The 14968-nt window shown below is 68.8% G+C and carries 14 protein-coding genes and 1 pseudogene; 6 read left to right on the top strand and 9 right to left on the bottom strand.

What is annotated here, in order from left to right:
* The first annotated feature begins 120 nt into the window (after window positions 1-120).
* Window positions 121-1017, top strand: coding sequence for an aldose 1-epimerase family protein (locus ACWAUG_RS04580; RefSeq protein ID WP_460801559.1), 897 nt, complete (start codon window positions 121-123; stop codon window positions 1015-1017).
* 43 nt (window positions 1018-1060) lie between these two features.
* Here ACWAUG_RS04580 and ACWAUG_RS04585 read toward each other — a convergent pair whose 3' ends face one another.
* The 3 genes from ACWAUG_RS04585 to ACWAUG_RS04595 form a co-directional block, all read right to left on the bottom strand.
* Window positions 1061-4195, bottom strand: a complete 3135-nt coding sequence (locus ACWAUG_RS04585) for an efflux RND transporter permease subunit (RefSeq protein WP_460801560.1) — start codon at window positions 4193-4195, stop codon at window positions 1061-1063.
* Between the two features lie 78 nt (window positions 4196-4273).
* The gene (locus tag ACWAUG_RS04590; protein ID WP_460801562.1) at window positions 4274-4633 is read right to left on the bottom strand and encodes a fluoride efflux transporter FluC; all 360 of its coding nucleotides are present in this window, start codon (window positions 4631-4633) and stop codon (window positions 4274-4276) included.
* On the bottom strand, window positions 4630-4998 hold the full coding sequence (locus ACWAUG_RS04595) for a fluoride efflux transporter FluC (protein WP_460801564.1): 369 nt from the start codon (window positions 4996-4998) through the stop codon (window positions 4630-4632). Before ACWAUG_RS04595 ends, ACWAUG_RS04590 begins: the two co-directional genes overlap by 4 nt.
* Window positions 4999-5090: 92 nt before the next feature.
* Here ACWAUG_RS04595 and ACWAUG_RS04600 point away from each other — a divergent pair, with 92 nt between their 5' ends.
* Window positions 5091-6617: an FAD-dependent oxidoreductase gene (locus tag ACWAUG_RS04600; protein WP_460801566.1), complete on the top strand. Its 1527-nt coding sequence runs from the start codon at window positions 5091-5093 to the stop codon at window positions 6615-6617.
* Window positions 6618-6619: 2 nt separating this feature from the next.
* Here the strand turns inward: ACWAUG_RS04600 and ACWAUG_RS04605 are convergent.
* Window positions 6620-7422, bottom strand: a pseudogene (locus ACWAUG_RS04605) (nitroreductase family protein).
* 5 nt (window positions 7423-7427) lie between these two features.
* On the bottom strand, window positions 7428-7796 hold the full coding sequence (locus ACWAUG_RS04610; RefSeq protein WP_460801567.1) for a hypothetical protein: 369 nt from the start codon (window positions 7794-7796) through the stop codon (window positions 7428-7430).
* Window positions 7797-7912: 116 nt separating this feature from the next.
* Between ACWAUG_RS04610 and ACWAUG_RS04615 the strand changes: the two genes are divergently transcribed.
* Genes ACWAUG_RS04615 through ACWAUG_RS04625 form a run of 3 tightly spaced genes read left to right on the top strand, consistent with a single transcriptional unit; the run spans window position 7913 to window position 10093 of the window.
* Entirely contained in the window at window positions 7913-8752 is an 840-nt protein-coding gene (locus tag ACWAUG_RS04615; protein ID WP_460801568.1) for a DUF4097 family beta strand repeat-containing protein, read from the top strand.
* Window positions 8749-9384, top strand: a complete 636-nt coding sequence (locus ACWAUG_RS04620; protein WP_460801570.1) for a PadR family transcriptional regulator — start codon at window positions 8749-8751, stop codon at window positions 9382-9384. The genes ACWAUG_RS04615 and ACWAUG_RS04620 overlap by 4 nt, the downstream gene beginning before the upstream one ends.
* A gap of 58 nt (window positions 9385-9442) precedes the next feature.
* Window positions 9443-10093: a variant leucine-rich repeat-containing protein gene (locus ACWAUG_RS04625; protein ID WP_460801572.1), complete on the top strand. Its 651-nt coding sequence runs from the start codon at window positions 9443-9445 to the stop codon at window positions 10091-10093.
* On the opposite strand, the gene ACWAUG_RS04630 is transcribed toward ACWAUG_RS04625, so the two are convergent.
* Entirely contained in the window at window positions 10090-10632 is a 543-nt protein-coding gene (locus ACWAUG_RS04630; RefSeq protein WP_460801574.1) for a universal stress protein, read from the bottom strand. The genes ACWAUG_RS04625 and ACWAUG_RS04630 overlap by 4 nt on opposite strands.
* 150 nt (window positions 10633-10782) lie before the next feature.
* Here ACWAUG_RS04630 and ACWAUG_RS04635 point away from each other — a divergent pair, with 150 nt between their 5' ends.
* Window positions 10783-10971: a DUF3073 domain-containing protein gene (locus tag ACWAUG_RS04635; protein WP_298039164.1), complete on the top strand. Its 189-nt coding sequence runs from the start codon at window positions 10783-10785 to the stop codon at window positions 10969-10971.
* Between the two features lie 71 nt (window positions 10972-11042).
* Here ACWAUG_RS04635 and ACWAUG_RS04640 read toward each other — a convergent pair whose 3' ends face one another.
* The 3 genes from ACWAUG_RS04640 to purM are packed head-to-tail and all read right to left on the bottom strand — an operon-like array spanning window position 11043 to window position 14917.
* Window positions 11043-12335: an MFS transporter gene (locus tag ACWAUG_RS04640; protein WP_460801575.1), complete on the bottom strand. Its 1293-nt coding sequence runs from the start codon at window positions 12333-12335 to the stop codon at window positions 11043-11045.
* Window positions 12332-13792 (bottom strand): amidophosphoribosyltransferase, encoded by a 1461-nt coding sequence (gene purF / locus ACWAUG_RS04645; protein ID WP_460801577.1) that lies wholly within the window; start codon window positions 13790-13792, stop codon window positions 12332-12334. The genes ACWAUG_RS04640 and purF overlap by 4 nt, the downstream gene beginning before the upstream one ends.
* 6 nt (window positions 13793-13798) lie before the next feature.
* Window positions 13799-14917 carry a phosphoribosylformylglycinamidine cyclo-ligase gene (gene purM / locus ACWAUG_RS04650; protein WP_460801579.1) on the bottom strand — a complete coding sequence of 373 codons (1119 nt, stop codon included), beginning with the start codon at window positions 14915-14917 and terminating at the stop codon, window positions 13799-13801.
* Window positions 14918-14968 lie beyond the last annotated feature (51 nt).

Consider the following 14968-nt stretch of genomic DNA (forward strand, 5'->3'; position numbering starts at 1 on the left):
ATGAACCATCGGCCCCTGGGCTCACACTGAGTATCAAACGCCCGCGCGATCGCGGGTGCCCGAAGCCGACCCGACGAGTTTAGGGCACTCACCTGGGAAAGACCCCCGTACGATTGCGGGGTGACCTCGCTCTCCCCCACCGGTACCCAGATCCACCTCTCCCGCGGCGCCGTCACGGCGCAGATCGCTCAGGTCGGAGCATCCCTGCGCGCCCTCGCGGTCGACGGCGTCGACCTCGTCGCCCGCTACCCCGAGAACATGCCGACTCCGTCGTGCTCAGGCGTCGTGCTCGCGCCCTGGCCGAACCGGGTGCGAGACGGCATCTGGGATGACGCCGGAGCGAGCCGCCAGCTCGCCGTCACGGAGCCGGCCATGAACAACGCCAGCCACGGATTGCTGCGCTTCACCGCCTATGAGATCGAGCAGACGGATGCCGCGGCCACGCTGAGCGCGACGATCCACCCCCAGTCCGGCTACCCGTACGAGATCGCGACGACCGTGACCTATGCGCTGACGGACGCGGGCATCGAGGTCACGCACACGCTGACGAACCGGTCGGATGCTCCGGCCGCCGTCGCCCTCGGAACCCACCCGTTCGTCACGATCGGCGACGTCGATCCGCACGATCTCGTGCTGACCGTTCCGGCCGACACCCTCTTCGATGTCGATGAGCGGCTGCTTCCGACGGGCACGTCTCCCGCTCCGCAGCACCTGCGCGACGGCATCCGCCTCGGCGATGTCACGCTCGACACCGGCTTCGCCGATCTGCGCCGTGATGCCGACGGCCGCGTGCGCAGCACCCTCACGGCGCCGGATGGCCGCACGGTCGCCCTGTGGCAGGGCAAGGCGTTCGACTTCGTGCAGGTCTACACGACGACCGGTTATCCCGGGCAGCAGCTCGCGATCGCGATCGAGCCGATGACGGCGCCGGCCGATGGTCTCAACAGTGGCCTCGGCATCCGCCGTCTCACCCCCGGCGAGACGTGGACCCTCAGCTGGGGCATCGAACTGGCCTGAGGCCGGTTTCGTCGGCGCCCCGCATGGCGGAGCGCCGACGTGATCAGTCCTGCTGCTCGCGCAGCTCGCGGCGGGTCAACGCATGTTCGGGGTGCTCCTGGACCGGGGCCTCGTCCCCAGCATCCGCGCCCTGGTTGCGTGCGGCGCGACGCTCCTTGGCGCCCTCGACGAGGTTGTACAGCGTCGGCAGCACGACGAGCGTGAGCACGGTCGACGACACGAGACCGCCGATCACGACGATCGCGAGCGGCTGCGAGATAAACCCGCCGTGCCCGGTGATGCCGAGCCCCATCGGTGCGAGGGCGAAGATCGTCGCGAGTGCCGTCATGAGGATCGGGCGCAGACGCTTCTCACCACCGGCCTTGACCGCGTCGATGGTCGACAGCCCCTTCTCGCGGTACTGGTTGACGAGGTCGACGAGCACGATCGCGTTGGTCACGACGATGCCGATGAGCATCAGCACGCCGATGAGGGATGCGACGCCCAGCGGCAGGCCCGTGACGAGCTGCAGCAGCACCGCACCGGTCGCGGCGAACGGCACCGACACGAGCAGCAGCAGCGGCTGGCGCAGCGATTTGAAGGTCGCGACCATGACGATGTAGACGATGAGGATCGCGGCGAGCATCGCGAGTCCGAGCTGCGAGAACGAGTCGGCCTGCTGGGTGGCGACGCCGCCGATCTCGGCGCTGGCGCCATCGGGGAGGTCGACGGCTTCCAGCGCTGCGGTGACCGAGACCGTGGCGGTGGCCAGGTTGTCGGATGCCGGGGGCACGGTCACCGTCGCGGTGCGTCGGCCCTGCTGGGTCGTGATCGAGGTCGGCCCCTCGCGCTCCTCGACCGTGGCGATGTCGGCGAGTCGGATGATGCCCTGGGGCGTCGGGACGGCGAGTTCGCGCAGTTCCGCGATGGTCGTCGGCGGCTCGGATGCTGCCAGGTACACCGTCAGCGCGCTGTCGTCGATCTCGATCGAGCCGATCTGCTGCGGACGCATCGTGCTCGAGACGAGCTGCCCGACGGCGACCTCCGACAGTCCGCGCAGAGCCGCTTCGTCGCGGTCGACGGCGACGGCGATGTAGGGCAGGGATGCGGCGAGGTTGTCGGTGACCTGACCGATGCCGTCGCGGCCCTCGAGCTCCGCCACGACCGCGGCGGTCGCCTCGTCGAGCGCGTCGCCGTTCGGGGCCGTGATGTTGACCTCGATGTCGGTGGATCCGAATCCGGCCGCGGCGCTGACGCCGATCTCACCGACGTTCTCGAGGTCGGAGACGGCGTCGAGGACATCGGCGCGCAGCTGCTCCTGGTCGACGTCGGCGGAGGTCGTGATCGAGTACGTCACCCCGGCGCCGCCGGAGAAGGAGTCCATGAGCGCGGAGCCGCTGGATCCGACCGACACCTGCATGGTCTCGATGCCGTCGAGGTCGGCGAGCGCCTCTTCGACGACGAGAGCTGCGGCGTCCTTCGTCTCGAGGCTCGCGGTCGGGCCGAGGTCCTGCGTGACGGTCATGGTGTTCTGGCCGGTGTCGCTGAGGAAGTTAACCTTCATGAACGTCGCCGCACCGCCGGTCGCGACCAGCACGAGCACCGAGAGCACGACCGTGAGTGCGGAGTGCTTGAGGGTCCAGGCGAGGATCGGCCGGTAGGCGCGCTGCAGCTTGGTCGGCGGGGCGTCCGGATGCTCCGGGTCGATGACCGCGCCATCGGCGCCGACGAGTTCGGCACCGGGCTTGAGGAACCAGTACGCGAGCACCGGAACGATCGTGAGCGACACGAGGAGGGAGGCGACCATCGCGATCGTGACGGTCATCGCGAACGGGCGGAACAGCTCGCCGACCATGTCGCCGACGAACACGATCGGCAGGAACACCGCGACCGTGGTGATGGTCGACGCGGTGATGGCGGCGGCAACCTCGCGCACGGCGAGACGGATCGCGTCTCCCTTGTCGGCGCCGCCGACGTAGTGGCGCTTGATGTTCTCGATCACGACGATCGAGTCGTCGACGACGCGGCCGATCGCGATGGTGAGCGCGCCGAGGGTCAGGATGTTCAGCGAGTAGCCGAAGGCCTGCAGGCCGATGAAGGTGATGAGCACGCTCGTCGGGATCGAGATCGCCGTGACGATCGTCGAGCGGATCGACATGAGGAAGACGAGGATGACGATCACCGCGAAGACGAGGCCGAGCAGGCCCTCGGTGGCGAGCGTCTCGATCGACTGCACGATGAACGGCGCCTGGTCGAAGACGACCGTGAACTCGGCATCCGGGAACGTCTCGCGCAGCTCGTCGAGGGCGGCGAGGATGCCGTCGGAGACCTCGACGGTGTTCGCCGCGGGGAGCTTCGTGATCGACACGGACAGCGCGTCCTCGCCGTTCACGCGCGAGATCGATGAGGTCGGGTCGGTGTCGAGCTCCACCGTCGCGACCTCACCGATCGTGGCATCCGTCCCGACGATCGGGAGGGCGGCGATCGCGTCGATCGAGGTGATCTTCTCGCCGGTCTGGACCGTGAGCGTCTCGCCGTTCTCGGTGATGTCGCCACCGGGGAAGAGCGTGCCGTTCTGCTGCAGGGCCGAGTTGATGGCCTGCGTGCTCTGTCCGATCGCGGCGAGCGCGACCGTGTCGGGGGTGATCGTGATGCGCTGTGCGATGCCGCCGATGACCTGGGCGGCGTTCACGCCGTCGACGTCCTCGATCGTGGGGAGCACGACGTTATCGAGATCGGTCTGGGAGGCTTCGGCGTCTCCGAGTCCGCTGACGGCGATCTGGATGACGGGCAGGTCATCGAGCGAAAGGGCGAGCACCTGGGGCTCCACGCCATCGGGCAGGGTCGAGGAGATGCGGTTGATCGCCTGCTGCATCTTCTGCTCGGCGGTGGCGAGGTTCTCGCCATAGGCGAAGGTCGCCTGGATGATCGATGCGTTCGTCGTGCTCGTGGCGCTCGTGGATTCGAGCCCGGGCACGCCCTGGATGGCCCCTTCGACCGGCGTGGAGACGTCGTTCTCGACGACCTCGGGGGATGCTCCGGGGTAGGTCGACATGACGATCAGCGCAGGCAGCTCGAGCGAGGGGATGAGCTCCTGCTTGAGGTTCGTCAGCGCGAGGCCGCCGAAAACGGCGGCGACGATCGTGATGAGGGCGATCAGCGCGCGATTGCGGAGGCTGAGGACAGCGAGTTTCGACACGGGGAGACTCTCGATCGTGAGGGCGCTTAAGGGGTCGGGCTCAGTCTTTCACAGCGGGCGTTCAGCGGGCTGGGAACGTCAGAGCATGCTGCCGAGGGCGAGTCCTGCGAGCGCTGCGACGACGGATGCCGCGAATGTCACGACGATCTGCAGGATGGATGCGGGACGCTCGCCCTCACGCCAGAGGTCGACGGCGTCGAGCGCCGACGTGCTGAAGGTCGTGTAGCCGCCGAGAAGACCCGCGCCGACGATGAACGCGGCTTCCGGGAGGGACGCCGTCACGACTCCGAGCGCGAAGGACCCGGTGATGTTGACGACGATGATCCCCCAGGGGAACCGGCCGCGGGTGAGCGCCGTCACGCCGACGTCGGCGAGGTATCGCAGGCCCGCTCCGAACCCGCCGGCGACGCAGGCGAGCAGGAAGGTGACGACGTTCATCCCCCGCTCCCCCGTTCGCCGGTTCGACCGAGGCGCAGTCCCGTCGCGGCCGCGACGATGCCGAGCGCCAGGGTGAGCGCCGCGTACGCGATCGCCGGGAGGAGATCGAGGGCGGCAGTACCGACCGCGAACGCGCTGTAGGTCGTGAAGCCGCCGAGCGCCCCGGCGCCGAGGAATGTCCGCGCATCGGAGGAACTGGGCAGCCGTGCGGCGAGCACGCCGATCAGCAGAGCGCCGAGCACGTTGACGAGCAGCGTCGCCAGCGGCATCCCGCCGATATCCGGGACGAGGAGTGCGATGCCCAGACGCGCGGCGGTTCCCAGCATCCCGCCGCACATCACGAGCAGCAAGCGGCGGAGGGTCACGTCGCCACTGTAGTCGCGGCATCCGAGTGACGATGCCCGCGCGCGCTGTCAAGGCACTGGGCCCATCGGGGCGGAGCACGTTGAGTGGGCGCATGTCATCGCTGTGGAAGATCGCCCCGTCCGCTCCCGCCGGTTCGCCGTTCGTGTCCGGCGGACGCCACGATGCGATCGTCGTCGGCGCCGGCCTCACCGGTCTCAGCACCGCCGTGATGCTCGCACGCCGCGGCCTCGACGTCGCAGTCATCGAGGCCGGATCCCCCGGAGAGCTGGCATCGGGCTCGAACACCGGCAAGCTCTCCCTCCTGCAGGGCGACCGCCTCGGCGAGATCCGCCGTCAGCATCCGGCGGATCTCGTGCGCGCCTATGTCGACGCGAACCGGGCCGGCATGCGGTGGCTGCTCGCCTTCGCCGAGCAGGCCGGGGCCCCGTTCACCCGGCGCCGCGATCACGCCTACGCGGCGGGCAGGTCCGGGCTCGACAGCATCCGCCGCACCTATGAGGCGGCCCGCGAGGCGGGTCTGCCGGCGCGGATGCTGGCGGGCAGCGACGTCCGGGAGCTGCCGTTCCCCGTGGCGGGCGCGGTCGCGCTCGATGACCAGGTGACGATCGATCCGATGGCGCTCGTGGCGGCCCTGGCCCAGGAGCTCATCGCGGCGGGTGGGCGACTCCACACGGGCGTCCGGGTGACCGGCGCACGCGCGCTGCCAGAGTCGCGCATCGAGACAGCACAGGGACCGCTGTTCGCCCCGCACATCGTGCTGGCCACCGGGACGCCGATCCTCGATCGCGGGCTGTACTTCACGAAGGTGCGCGGGATGCGCTCCTGGTGCGTCTCGTTCCGAGTCCCGGGCGACGTCCCCGCGCAGACCTACATCTCTGTCGACGGCGGGACGCGCTCGATCCGCCCGGTCTCGCCCGGCGACGGCCCCGCCGACGCCGCGAACCTGATCGTCGGCGGCAACGGGCATCCGGTCGGCCGGGAACCGCATGAGGCCGCCGGCCTCGACGAGCTGGCGCACTGGACCAGGCGGCAATTCCCCGGCGCGGAGGAGACGCAGCGCTGGTCGGCCCAGGACTACGAATCGCACAATCTCATCCCCTTCGTCGGGGCGCTGCCGCGCGGCCTCGGCCGCATCCGTCTCGCGACCGGCTACGCCAAGTGGGGCCTGTCGAACGCACCCGCGGCGGCGCTGCGGCTGACCGCCGAGATCCTCGGTGATCCGCGCGACGACCGAGCGCCGTGGATGCAGACGATCGGCACCCGTCTCACGGTGCCCTCCGACATCGGCCGCGGCATCGCCGAGGGCGGAAGGGTCGCGGCCCGGATGGCGTCCGGGTGGGCGGATGCCGCGCGCCCGGTTCCCGTCGCGCGTCCGGCCGAGGGCGAGGGCGTCGTGGCCCGCTCGGGTGTCCGCCCGGTGGGGATCTCGACCGTCGATGGGGTCACGCGCGGGGTCGACGCGATCTGTCCGCACCTGGGCGGCGTGCTGTCCTGGAACGACGCCGAGTGCACGTGGGACTGCCCTCTGCACGCGTCGCGATTCGCCGCGGACGGCACCCGGATCGAGGGCCCTGCGGTGAAGGATCTGCCTCAGATCCCCCGGACCCCGGACGAGTGAGGTCAGCCCCCGAGCGGTGCGTCCCACCCCTGCTGCGGCGTCGCGCACGTCTCGCGGAACACGTACTGCGAGGCGAGTCGGCGCTGACTGCTGGTCCAGTCGATCGCGGGCCGGCGCTGCTCGGGCGGCAGATATCCGAGTCGGTAGACGGCCATGAGTTCCAGGTCGTCGGGCACGCCCAGCATCCGGACGATCTCCTCCCAGCGTCCCGGCGACTCCATGGGGAACGAGATGAACTGGATCCCCATGCCGAGCTCCACCGTCGTCAACCAGATGTTCTCCATGGCGGCTCCCATGCTGAACACGGAGTAGAACGACGAGAGCTGGCCCGGTCGGTATTCGCCGCGGTCGAGCATCACGCCCAGCAGCAGAGGCGAACCGGCCACGAGCTTGCGGTTCTCCGCGCCGAGGGTCTTCGGCACGCCCAACGCGTTCATGAGCTTCTGCCCCCGCTTGGTGAAGACCTGGCCGGTGAAGGGTCGCAGCGCTGCGGGCAGCTTGTCGAACAGCATCCCGCTGCGCTTCTCATCCATCTCGGCCTGCGAGAACCGGAAGTAGGGCTTGTACCTCTCGAAGAACGCGCCGTTCGACATCACCTCGGTCATGCTCTCGCCCGAGATGCGGGCGATGTCGGCGATCGTTTCGCGGTCCTCGATCACGACGAATCGCCACGGCTGACTGTTCAGCTGCGAGGGCGCGCGGCCCGCCGCCTCGAGCAGGATGCGCTGATCTCCTCGGAGACCGCATCGGGCAGAAATGCCCCGTTGGTTGTCTTGCGGCGGCGGATGGCGTCGAGCAGTTCCATGCGATTCACTTCCGATCTGGTCGGCGCGACCGGATCACGGCCGCGAGGAGGAAGGGGGCGGCGCCCAGCGCGATGAGGGGGTGACGCCGTGTCCGGGCGCCGACCCGGGCGATCACCGTCAGCGGCACGGCCGCCGGCATGAGCAGCAGGGCCGCATTCCGTGCGGCGGGTGCCGGGGATACGAGACCCGTGACGACGGCTGCGGCCGACGTCGCGCACGTGGCGATGTAGAGCGCATGGTGCATCCACCGGAAACCGCTCGTGTCGATGATGCGGGCGGCGACGGAGGCGCCCAGCGCGCAGTTTGCGGCGTAGGCGCCGGCCGCTGCCGCGAACAGCGGCGCGGCGCTCCTCGGGCAGCGGTGCCGGATCATGCGTCGACCCTATGCCCTCGGCGCGGAGGCGCACACCCCTTGACAGACTCGAGATATATCGTGTTATTGTGCCCAAACGCGATATATCTCGATATCGCCCGATCGAGGAGAGCACCATGCCCGAGAAATGGCTCATCGCCCCCGGCGAGGAACGCGTCATCGACATCGCTCAGGCCGCCCGGCTCAAGGTCGGCCTCGTCGGCGGACAGGTCGACATCATCGCGCGCGACGAACCCGGGATCCGCATCGAGGTGCACGGTGTGACGGTCAAGGACCTGCGCATCGAATCCGACGGCACCCAGATCGAGATCGACCATCCCCAGCTCGGCTGGGACAACTTCCTCGAGGTCTTCCGCAACTTCGGCGCCGGCGGCCCGCGCGCCGAAGTCAGCATCGCGGTCCCCCGGTCCATCGCCCTCACCCTCGGCGTGGTCAGCGCCGGGGCGCTCGTCTCCGGCCTCGCGAACGACGCCCGGCTCAACACGGTCTCCGGCGAGATCATCGTCGACACCCACCAGGGCGACCTCACACTCAACTCCGTCTCCGGCGACGTCCAGGTGCGAGCACTGACCGGCTCGACCACCGCCAACAGCGTCTCCGGCGACGTCTCGCTGACCGGCTCCGTGCGCAGGGCGATCGTCGACACCGTCTCCGGCGGCATTTGGGTCGACGCCGTCGGCGCCGTGAACGCCATCACCCTGAACACCATCTCCGGCGACAGCACGATCCGTCTCGAGGAGACCCTGCCGGCAAACTACGTGATCCGCTCGATGAGCGGCGGCGTCGTGATCGACGGCATCGACCGCGGCGGCTCGAAGCCGGTCAGCTATGCGGGTTCGGCCGGAGAGCTCGCCGGCTCGTTCGTCGACATCCGCAGCAACTCGGTGTCCGGAGACACCACGGTGCTGCGACGCCCCCTGCAGACCGTCGCCGATGACGCGGAGTGGGAATCATGAGCCCCGCGGTCTTCTCGCACGGCGATCTGCGCCTGTACCTGCTGTCGCTGCTCGCCGAGTCCCCGCAGCACGGCTACGGCATCATCCAGGCGCTGACCGAGCGCACCGGCGGCACGTACACCCCCAGCGCCGGCACGATCTATCCCCGCCTGGCGAAGCTCGAAGAGGAGGGACTCGTCACGAAGACGGCAGAAGGCCGCACGAGCATCTACGCGATCACGGATGCCGGACGCGCCGAGCTCGCCGCCCGCGAGGGAGACATCGCCGGCATCGAATCCGGTATCGCCGACTCGGTGCGCCTCATCGCCAGCGAGGTGCGCCAGAGCGTTCAGGATGCGATGAAGACGCTCCGCGCGGATCTCGCCGCGGCAGCGCACGAGGAGCGCATCCAGGCGACCACCCGACCCGCTTCGACGGCCGCCCCCGCGAGCTCGGCGAAGATCATCAGCCGTGAACAGCTGCAGCGCGCGGACGTCGCGGTCAACGCCTTCCGCGCGCGCGTGCGCACCGACATGCGCACGCATGTCGCGCACGGCGGGACGCTCACCGGAGAGACGGTCACAGCTCTCGAACAGGCATTGGATGCCGCGGCATCCGAGTTTGCACAGGCCCTCCGCGGCGGTGCCCGCTGAATCGCTAAGGTGACCAGCGGCGCCGGCGAGGGCCGCCGGGCGACCTCGAGGGATGACCATGAGCACGCCTGAACCGTCCACCTGCACCGCCGCGGATCTTCTCGACCCGCGCATCCCCAGCGCGACGCTCGGCGTGCTCGCCACCGCTCGCCCCGACCTGTGGGCGATGATCCTCGCGCACCCGAACTGCTACCCCGCCCTGAGCGCGCACATCCGGCGGCATCTCCCCTCCCTGGGCGTGCCGCAGCAGTCCGCCGTTCCCGCCGCTCCGATTCCGCCGTTCGCCAGAATCGTCGCAGCATGCGCCTACCTCGCCCCCGCGGCCGCCTCCCTGATGCTCATCTGCCTGTTCCTGCCCGGAGCGACCGTCCGCCAGCCCGCTGCGGGCTTCGAGCTGCGCAGCACGCAGGCCTCGGCGGGCGATTCGCCCGGCCTCGCGCTGCTCCTGCTCGCCACGATCGGCCTCCTGCTCGCCGGCATCCTCACCCGTATCCCCTGGACGAGGGTCACCGGCGCCGCCGCGGGGGTCCTGGCCGGCCTCCTCGGCACCAGCGCAAGCCTGTCGGCGCTGTTCCACCGGCTGCGCTTCAGCAGCGAGGTGCCCACCGAGCCGGTCCTGCTGGGACTCATCAGCCTCGCTCTGATCGCCGCGTGCGCGCTAATGCTGCTCGCCGCGAGCCCGGCGCCAGCGGTCGAACCGCGGCGTTAGTCCGTCCAGATCTCGCTCTGCTCATCGGGCACCGACTCCTCCAGAGGCACGACGAGCACCGACCGGTGCTGCCGGTGCGCCAGACGAGCGGCGACCGAGCCGGTGAAGAACTCGCGGATCGACTCGCCCAGGCCCCGCTTGCGCGTGCCCACGACGATGAGCTGCGCATCGAGCGTGTTCGCCAGCTGCTTCATCGCCAGAGCCGGGTCTCCCACGAGCTGACGAGCAGTCCAGGTGAGCCCGGAGCCGTCCAGTGCGGCCGCAGCCGCGGCGCGCACATCGTCGAAATCGGCGACGCCCGCCTCGCGGTTCAGATCGATCGGCGCGGAGTGCACATAGCCGTCGGGATCCTCATAGGTGACGAATCGCGTCACGTCGACGTGCACGATGACCAGGGGGGCGCTGAGCAGGCGAGCGAAGCGCGCCGCCTCGGACAGCACATGAGGCGCCTGCCCGGGCTGCAGACCCACGATCACGGCTTTCTGCAGAACCGCATTCTCGGCCGCTTCATCCGGATTCGGAGAGCTCGTGTCCACCATGAGAATCAGTCCTTTCACGTGCCGGTGAAGGCCAGAGGACCTGGCCCTCGTGCTATCCTGAATGCTACTCTTACCGGCCGCACGCCGGTGTCGTGAAACGCTGCGAACGCCAGCCCGTTCGACAGCTCAACTCGTTAGGGGGTCTCGCGCATGGGCCGTGGCCGTCAGAAGGCGAAACACACAAAGATCGCCCGGGAACTCAAGGCATATAGCCCGTCGGTGAACTACTCCGCACTGGAGCGCGAACTGGCGAATCCGTCCGACGACGAAGACGCCTACGTCGACAAGTGGGCGGATCAGTACGCAGACGAAGACGAAGACGAGCTCGAGAAGGCCTAGTCCTTTCTCGACCGTTGACCCCGCCACTTCGGTAGCGGGGTCTTTGTCGTGCCCCGGAACGGACATGTCGTTCACCAGCGTCCGTGACGCCGCTCCCACTCCTCCTCGACCGTGCGCCGACTGCCGGCAATGAAACCGAACGGGATCGCGACGATCAGGACGCCCAGAATCACCAGCAGGGGCACCCGCCAGCTCCCCGTCGTCTCATGGAGCACGCCCACGACAAGCGGGAAGCCCGCCGCGATCACGTAACCGACGCTCTGCACGAAACTGCTCAGCACGACGGCGCTCTCGGGCGTGCGTGAACGGATGCTGATGAGCACGAGCGCGAGCGGGAACATGACGCCGACGATGCCGAAGAGCCCCGTCCACAACCACACGGTGACCGGATTCGACCAGAGCAGCAGTCCCAGAACGCCCAGGAGGCCGGCGATCGACCCCACCGCGTAGACGGGGCGGGTGGCCTGGAACCGCACGACGAGCACCGGCACGAGCAACGACGCCGGAAGTCCCATCACGGCGAAGAGCGACAGCAGAAGACCCGCCTCCACCGCCGAGACGCCCGCGATCTCCGACACCATCGACGGCAGCCACGCGAATGCGACATAGGCCATGATCGACGACGTGCTGAACACGACCGCGATCGACCAGGCGAGCGGCAGGCGCAGCAGACGCGCGAAGAGGCGCGAGCTCGTCGGCGCGACCGCGATCGGGCCGGTCGACAGCACCGCGGGGTCAGCATCGGCAGCCTCAGTCCCGCGAGCAGCGGCCCCCGCCGGGAGGCCCGCCGTCCGACCCGTTGCGAGCATGAGCACCCACGGCACGATCCCCGCCAGGGCGAACACGCCCCACAGCCCCAGCGAAACCCGCCAGCCCGCAGCATCCGCCACCGGCACCGCGACCAGCGGCGGCAGCACCGTCGAGACGGCCATGGCCGTCGTGTACAGCGTCAGCATCACGCCGATGCGATCGGCGAAGTACTTCTTCACGAGCGGCGGCACAAGGATATTGCCCATACCCACACCGGCGAAGATCAGCGCGGTCGTGAACAGCAATGACAGCGAGCCACCGGCGAAACCGCGCAGCACGAGCCCCGCAGCGATAGCGGTGAGCGCGAGAACCGTGACCCGTTCGAGGCCGAACCGGCGCTCCAGCAGGGGCGTGCACAGGCCGAAGATCGCGAAGCACACCGGCGGCGCCGTGCCGATGAGGCCCAGCACGACCGCCGAGACGGCGAAGTCCGCCGCGACGTAATCGAGCAGCGGCGACAGCGACGCGACCGCCGAGCGCAGGGAGAACGCGCACAGCAGGATTCCCAGCAGTGCGAGGATGCGTCCTCTCGCCAGCGGCCGCGGAGCCGTCACGACGTCTGCGTGCTCTCCACCCAGTCGAGGTACTCCTGAGTGATGGTTCCGGTCACATAGCGACCGTCGAAGCAGCTCATGTCGAGGTCGGTGACATCCGAGCCGTCGATGATCGCCGCCTTGAGGTCTTCGACCTCCTGGTAGACGAGGTGGTCGACGCCCAGCTCCTCGGCGATCTCCGGGAGCGTGCGGCCGTGGGCGATCAGCTCATGCTTCGAGGGCATGTTGATGCCGTAGACGTGCGGGTAGCGCACGGGCGGTGCGGCAGAGGCGAACGTGACCGACTTCGCACCGGCATCCCGCGCCATCTGGATGATCTGCTTGCTCGTCGTGCCGCGCACGATCGAGTCGTCGATCAGCAGCACGTTCTTGCCCTGGAACTCGGTCGACATCGCATTGAGCTTCTGACGAACGCTCTTCTTGCGAACGGCCTGTCCGGGCATGATGAAGGTGCGGCCGACATAGCGGTTCTTGTAGAAGCCCTCGCGGTACTCGATGCCGAGCTTGCGGGCGACCTCCATGGCCGAAGGGCGCGCCGAGTCGGGGATCGGCATGACGACGTCGATCTTCTCGCGCGGAACGTGCTTCGCGATCGTGTCGGCCAGGCGCTCCCCCATGCGCAGACGCGACTCGTACACGGCGATGCCGTTCATGGTCGAGTCGGGACGAGCCAGGTAGACGTACTCGAAGGCGCACGGGAACAGCTGCGCGTCCTTCGCGCACTGACGGGTGTGCAGCTCGCCCTCATCGGTGATGAAGATCGCCTCACCGGGAGCAACCTCGCGCACGACCTCGTAGTCGCCGTTCTCGAGCACGAGCGACTCGCTCGCCACGATCCACTCGTCCTTGCCCGCGGCGCCGTCACGGCGGCCGAGGATCAGAGGACGGATGCCGTGCGGGTCGCGGAACGCGAGCAGACCGTAGCCGGCGATCACGGCGATCACGGCATAGGCGCCCTCGATGCGCTCGTTCGTGCCCGCGACGGCCTCGAAGATGCGCTCGGGGTCGAGGTCGACATCGCTCGTCGTGCGCTGCAGCTCACCGGCGAGAACATTGAGCAGCAGCTCGGTGTCGCTCGAGGAGTTCAGGTGGCGACGGTACTCCTTGGCCATGTCTGCCGTGAGCTCACGCGTGTTGGTGAGGTTGCCGTTGTGGATGAGGACGATGCCGTAGGGCGCGTTCACATAGAACGGCTGCATCTCCTCCTCGCTGGAGGCCGTGCCCTTCGTGGCGTAGCGCACGTGACCGAGACCCACGTTTCCGAGCAGCGAGCGCATGTCGCGCGTGCGGAAGGCCTCGCGCACCATGCCCTCGGCCTTCGTGACGTGCATGACGCCGCTCGGCTCGGCGGTCGCGATGCCCGTGGCATCCTGCCCCCGATGCTGCAGAAGCAGCAGTGCGTCGTAGATGTCCTGGTTGACCGGGCCGCCTGCGACCGCTCCGACGATTCCGCACATGGGGTGTTACTTCACTCCGTCCGCATATGCGCCGATCAGGCGCACAGCTCCACCATCGACGCCCTTGGCGCTCTCTTCGAACTCTCCGGCCGGGCGTGCACCCATGCCGACCGTCGCGACCTGCCAGGCATCGATGCCCTCAGCCGCCAACGCCGCGATCGCGGCATCCTTCTGGCTCTGATCGATGACCGCGAGGAAACCGATGCCCAGGTTCCACGTGCCCTCGGTCTCGGTCAGCTTCGTGCCCGAGATGTCGCTGAGCACCTGGAAGACCGGGCTCGGCGCCCACGTCGACCGGTCGACCTCGGCCCAGCTGCCGACCGGCAGCACGCGGGCGAGGTTCGCGGCGATACCGCCACCCGTGACATGGCTGAGCGAGTGCACCGACCCCTCGGCCAGCTTCTCGATCAGGCGGAGCAGGGGAAGCGTGTAGAGGCGGGTCGGCTCGAGGAGCGTCTCGCCCCACGTCGTGCCGAACTCTGCCGCGGCGTCACCGTAACCGATCCCCGCACCCGCGATGATGTGACGAACGAGCGAATAGCCGTTGGAGTGCAGACCGCTGGAAGCCAGCGCCAGCACCACATCGCCGTCCTTCACGCGGTCGGCGCCGAGAACGGCATCCGCCTCGACGATGCCCGTCGCGGCACCCGCGACGTCGTAGTCGTCGACGCCCAGAAGACCCGGATGCTCGGCCGTCTCACCGCCGACGAGGGCCGTGCCCGTCGCCGAGCAGGCATCGGCGATGCCGCGCACGATGTCGGCGATGCGCTCGGGGAAGACCTTGCCGCACGCGATGTAATCGGTCATGAACAGGGGCTTCGCCCCCACCACGACGATGTCGTCGACGACCATGCCGACGAGATCCTGGCCGATCGTGTCGTGCTTGTCGATGGCCTGCGCGATCGCAACCTTCGTACCCACGCCATCCGTGCTCGTCGCCAGCAGGGGCTTCGTATAGCCCAGCAGCGCGCTCGCGTCGAAGAGACCGGCGAAGCCGCCCACACCTCCCAGCACTTCCGGTCCGTGCGTCGCGCGCACGGAAGACTTCATCAGCTCGACAGCACGGTCACCCGCAGCAGTATCGACACCGGCATCGGAATAGGGGTTGGTGGGAGAGGCAGCCACGCGATAAGACTACCGGTCGTCAGGCGATGGGAAATCCGCTTCCGCCACTCC

The sequence above is a fragment of the Microbacterium sp. GXF6406 genome, assembly GCF_054798215.1.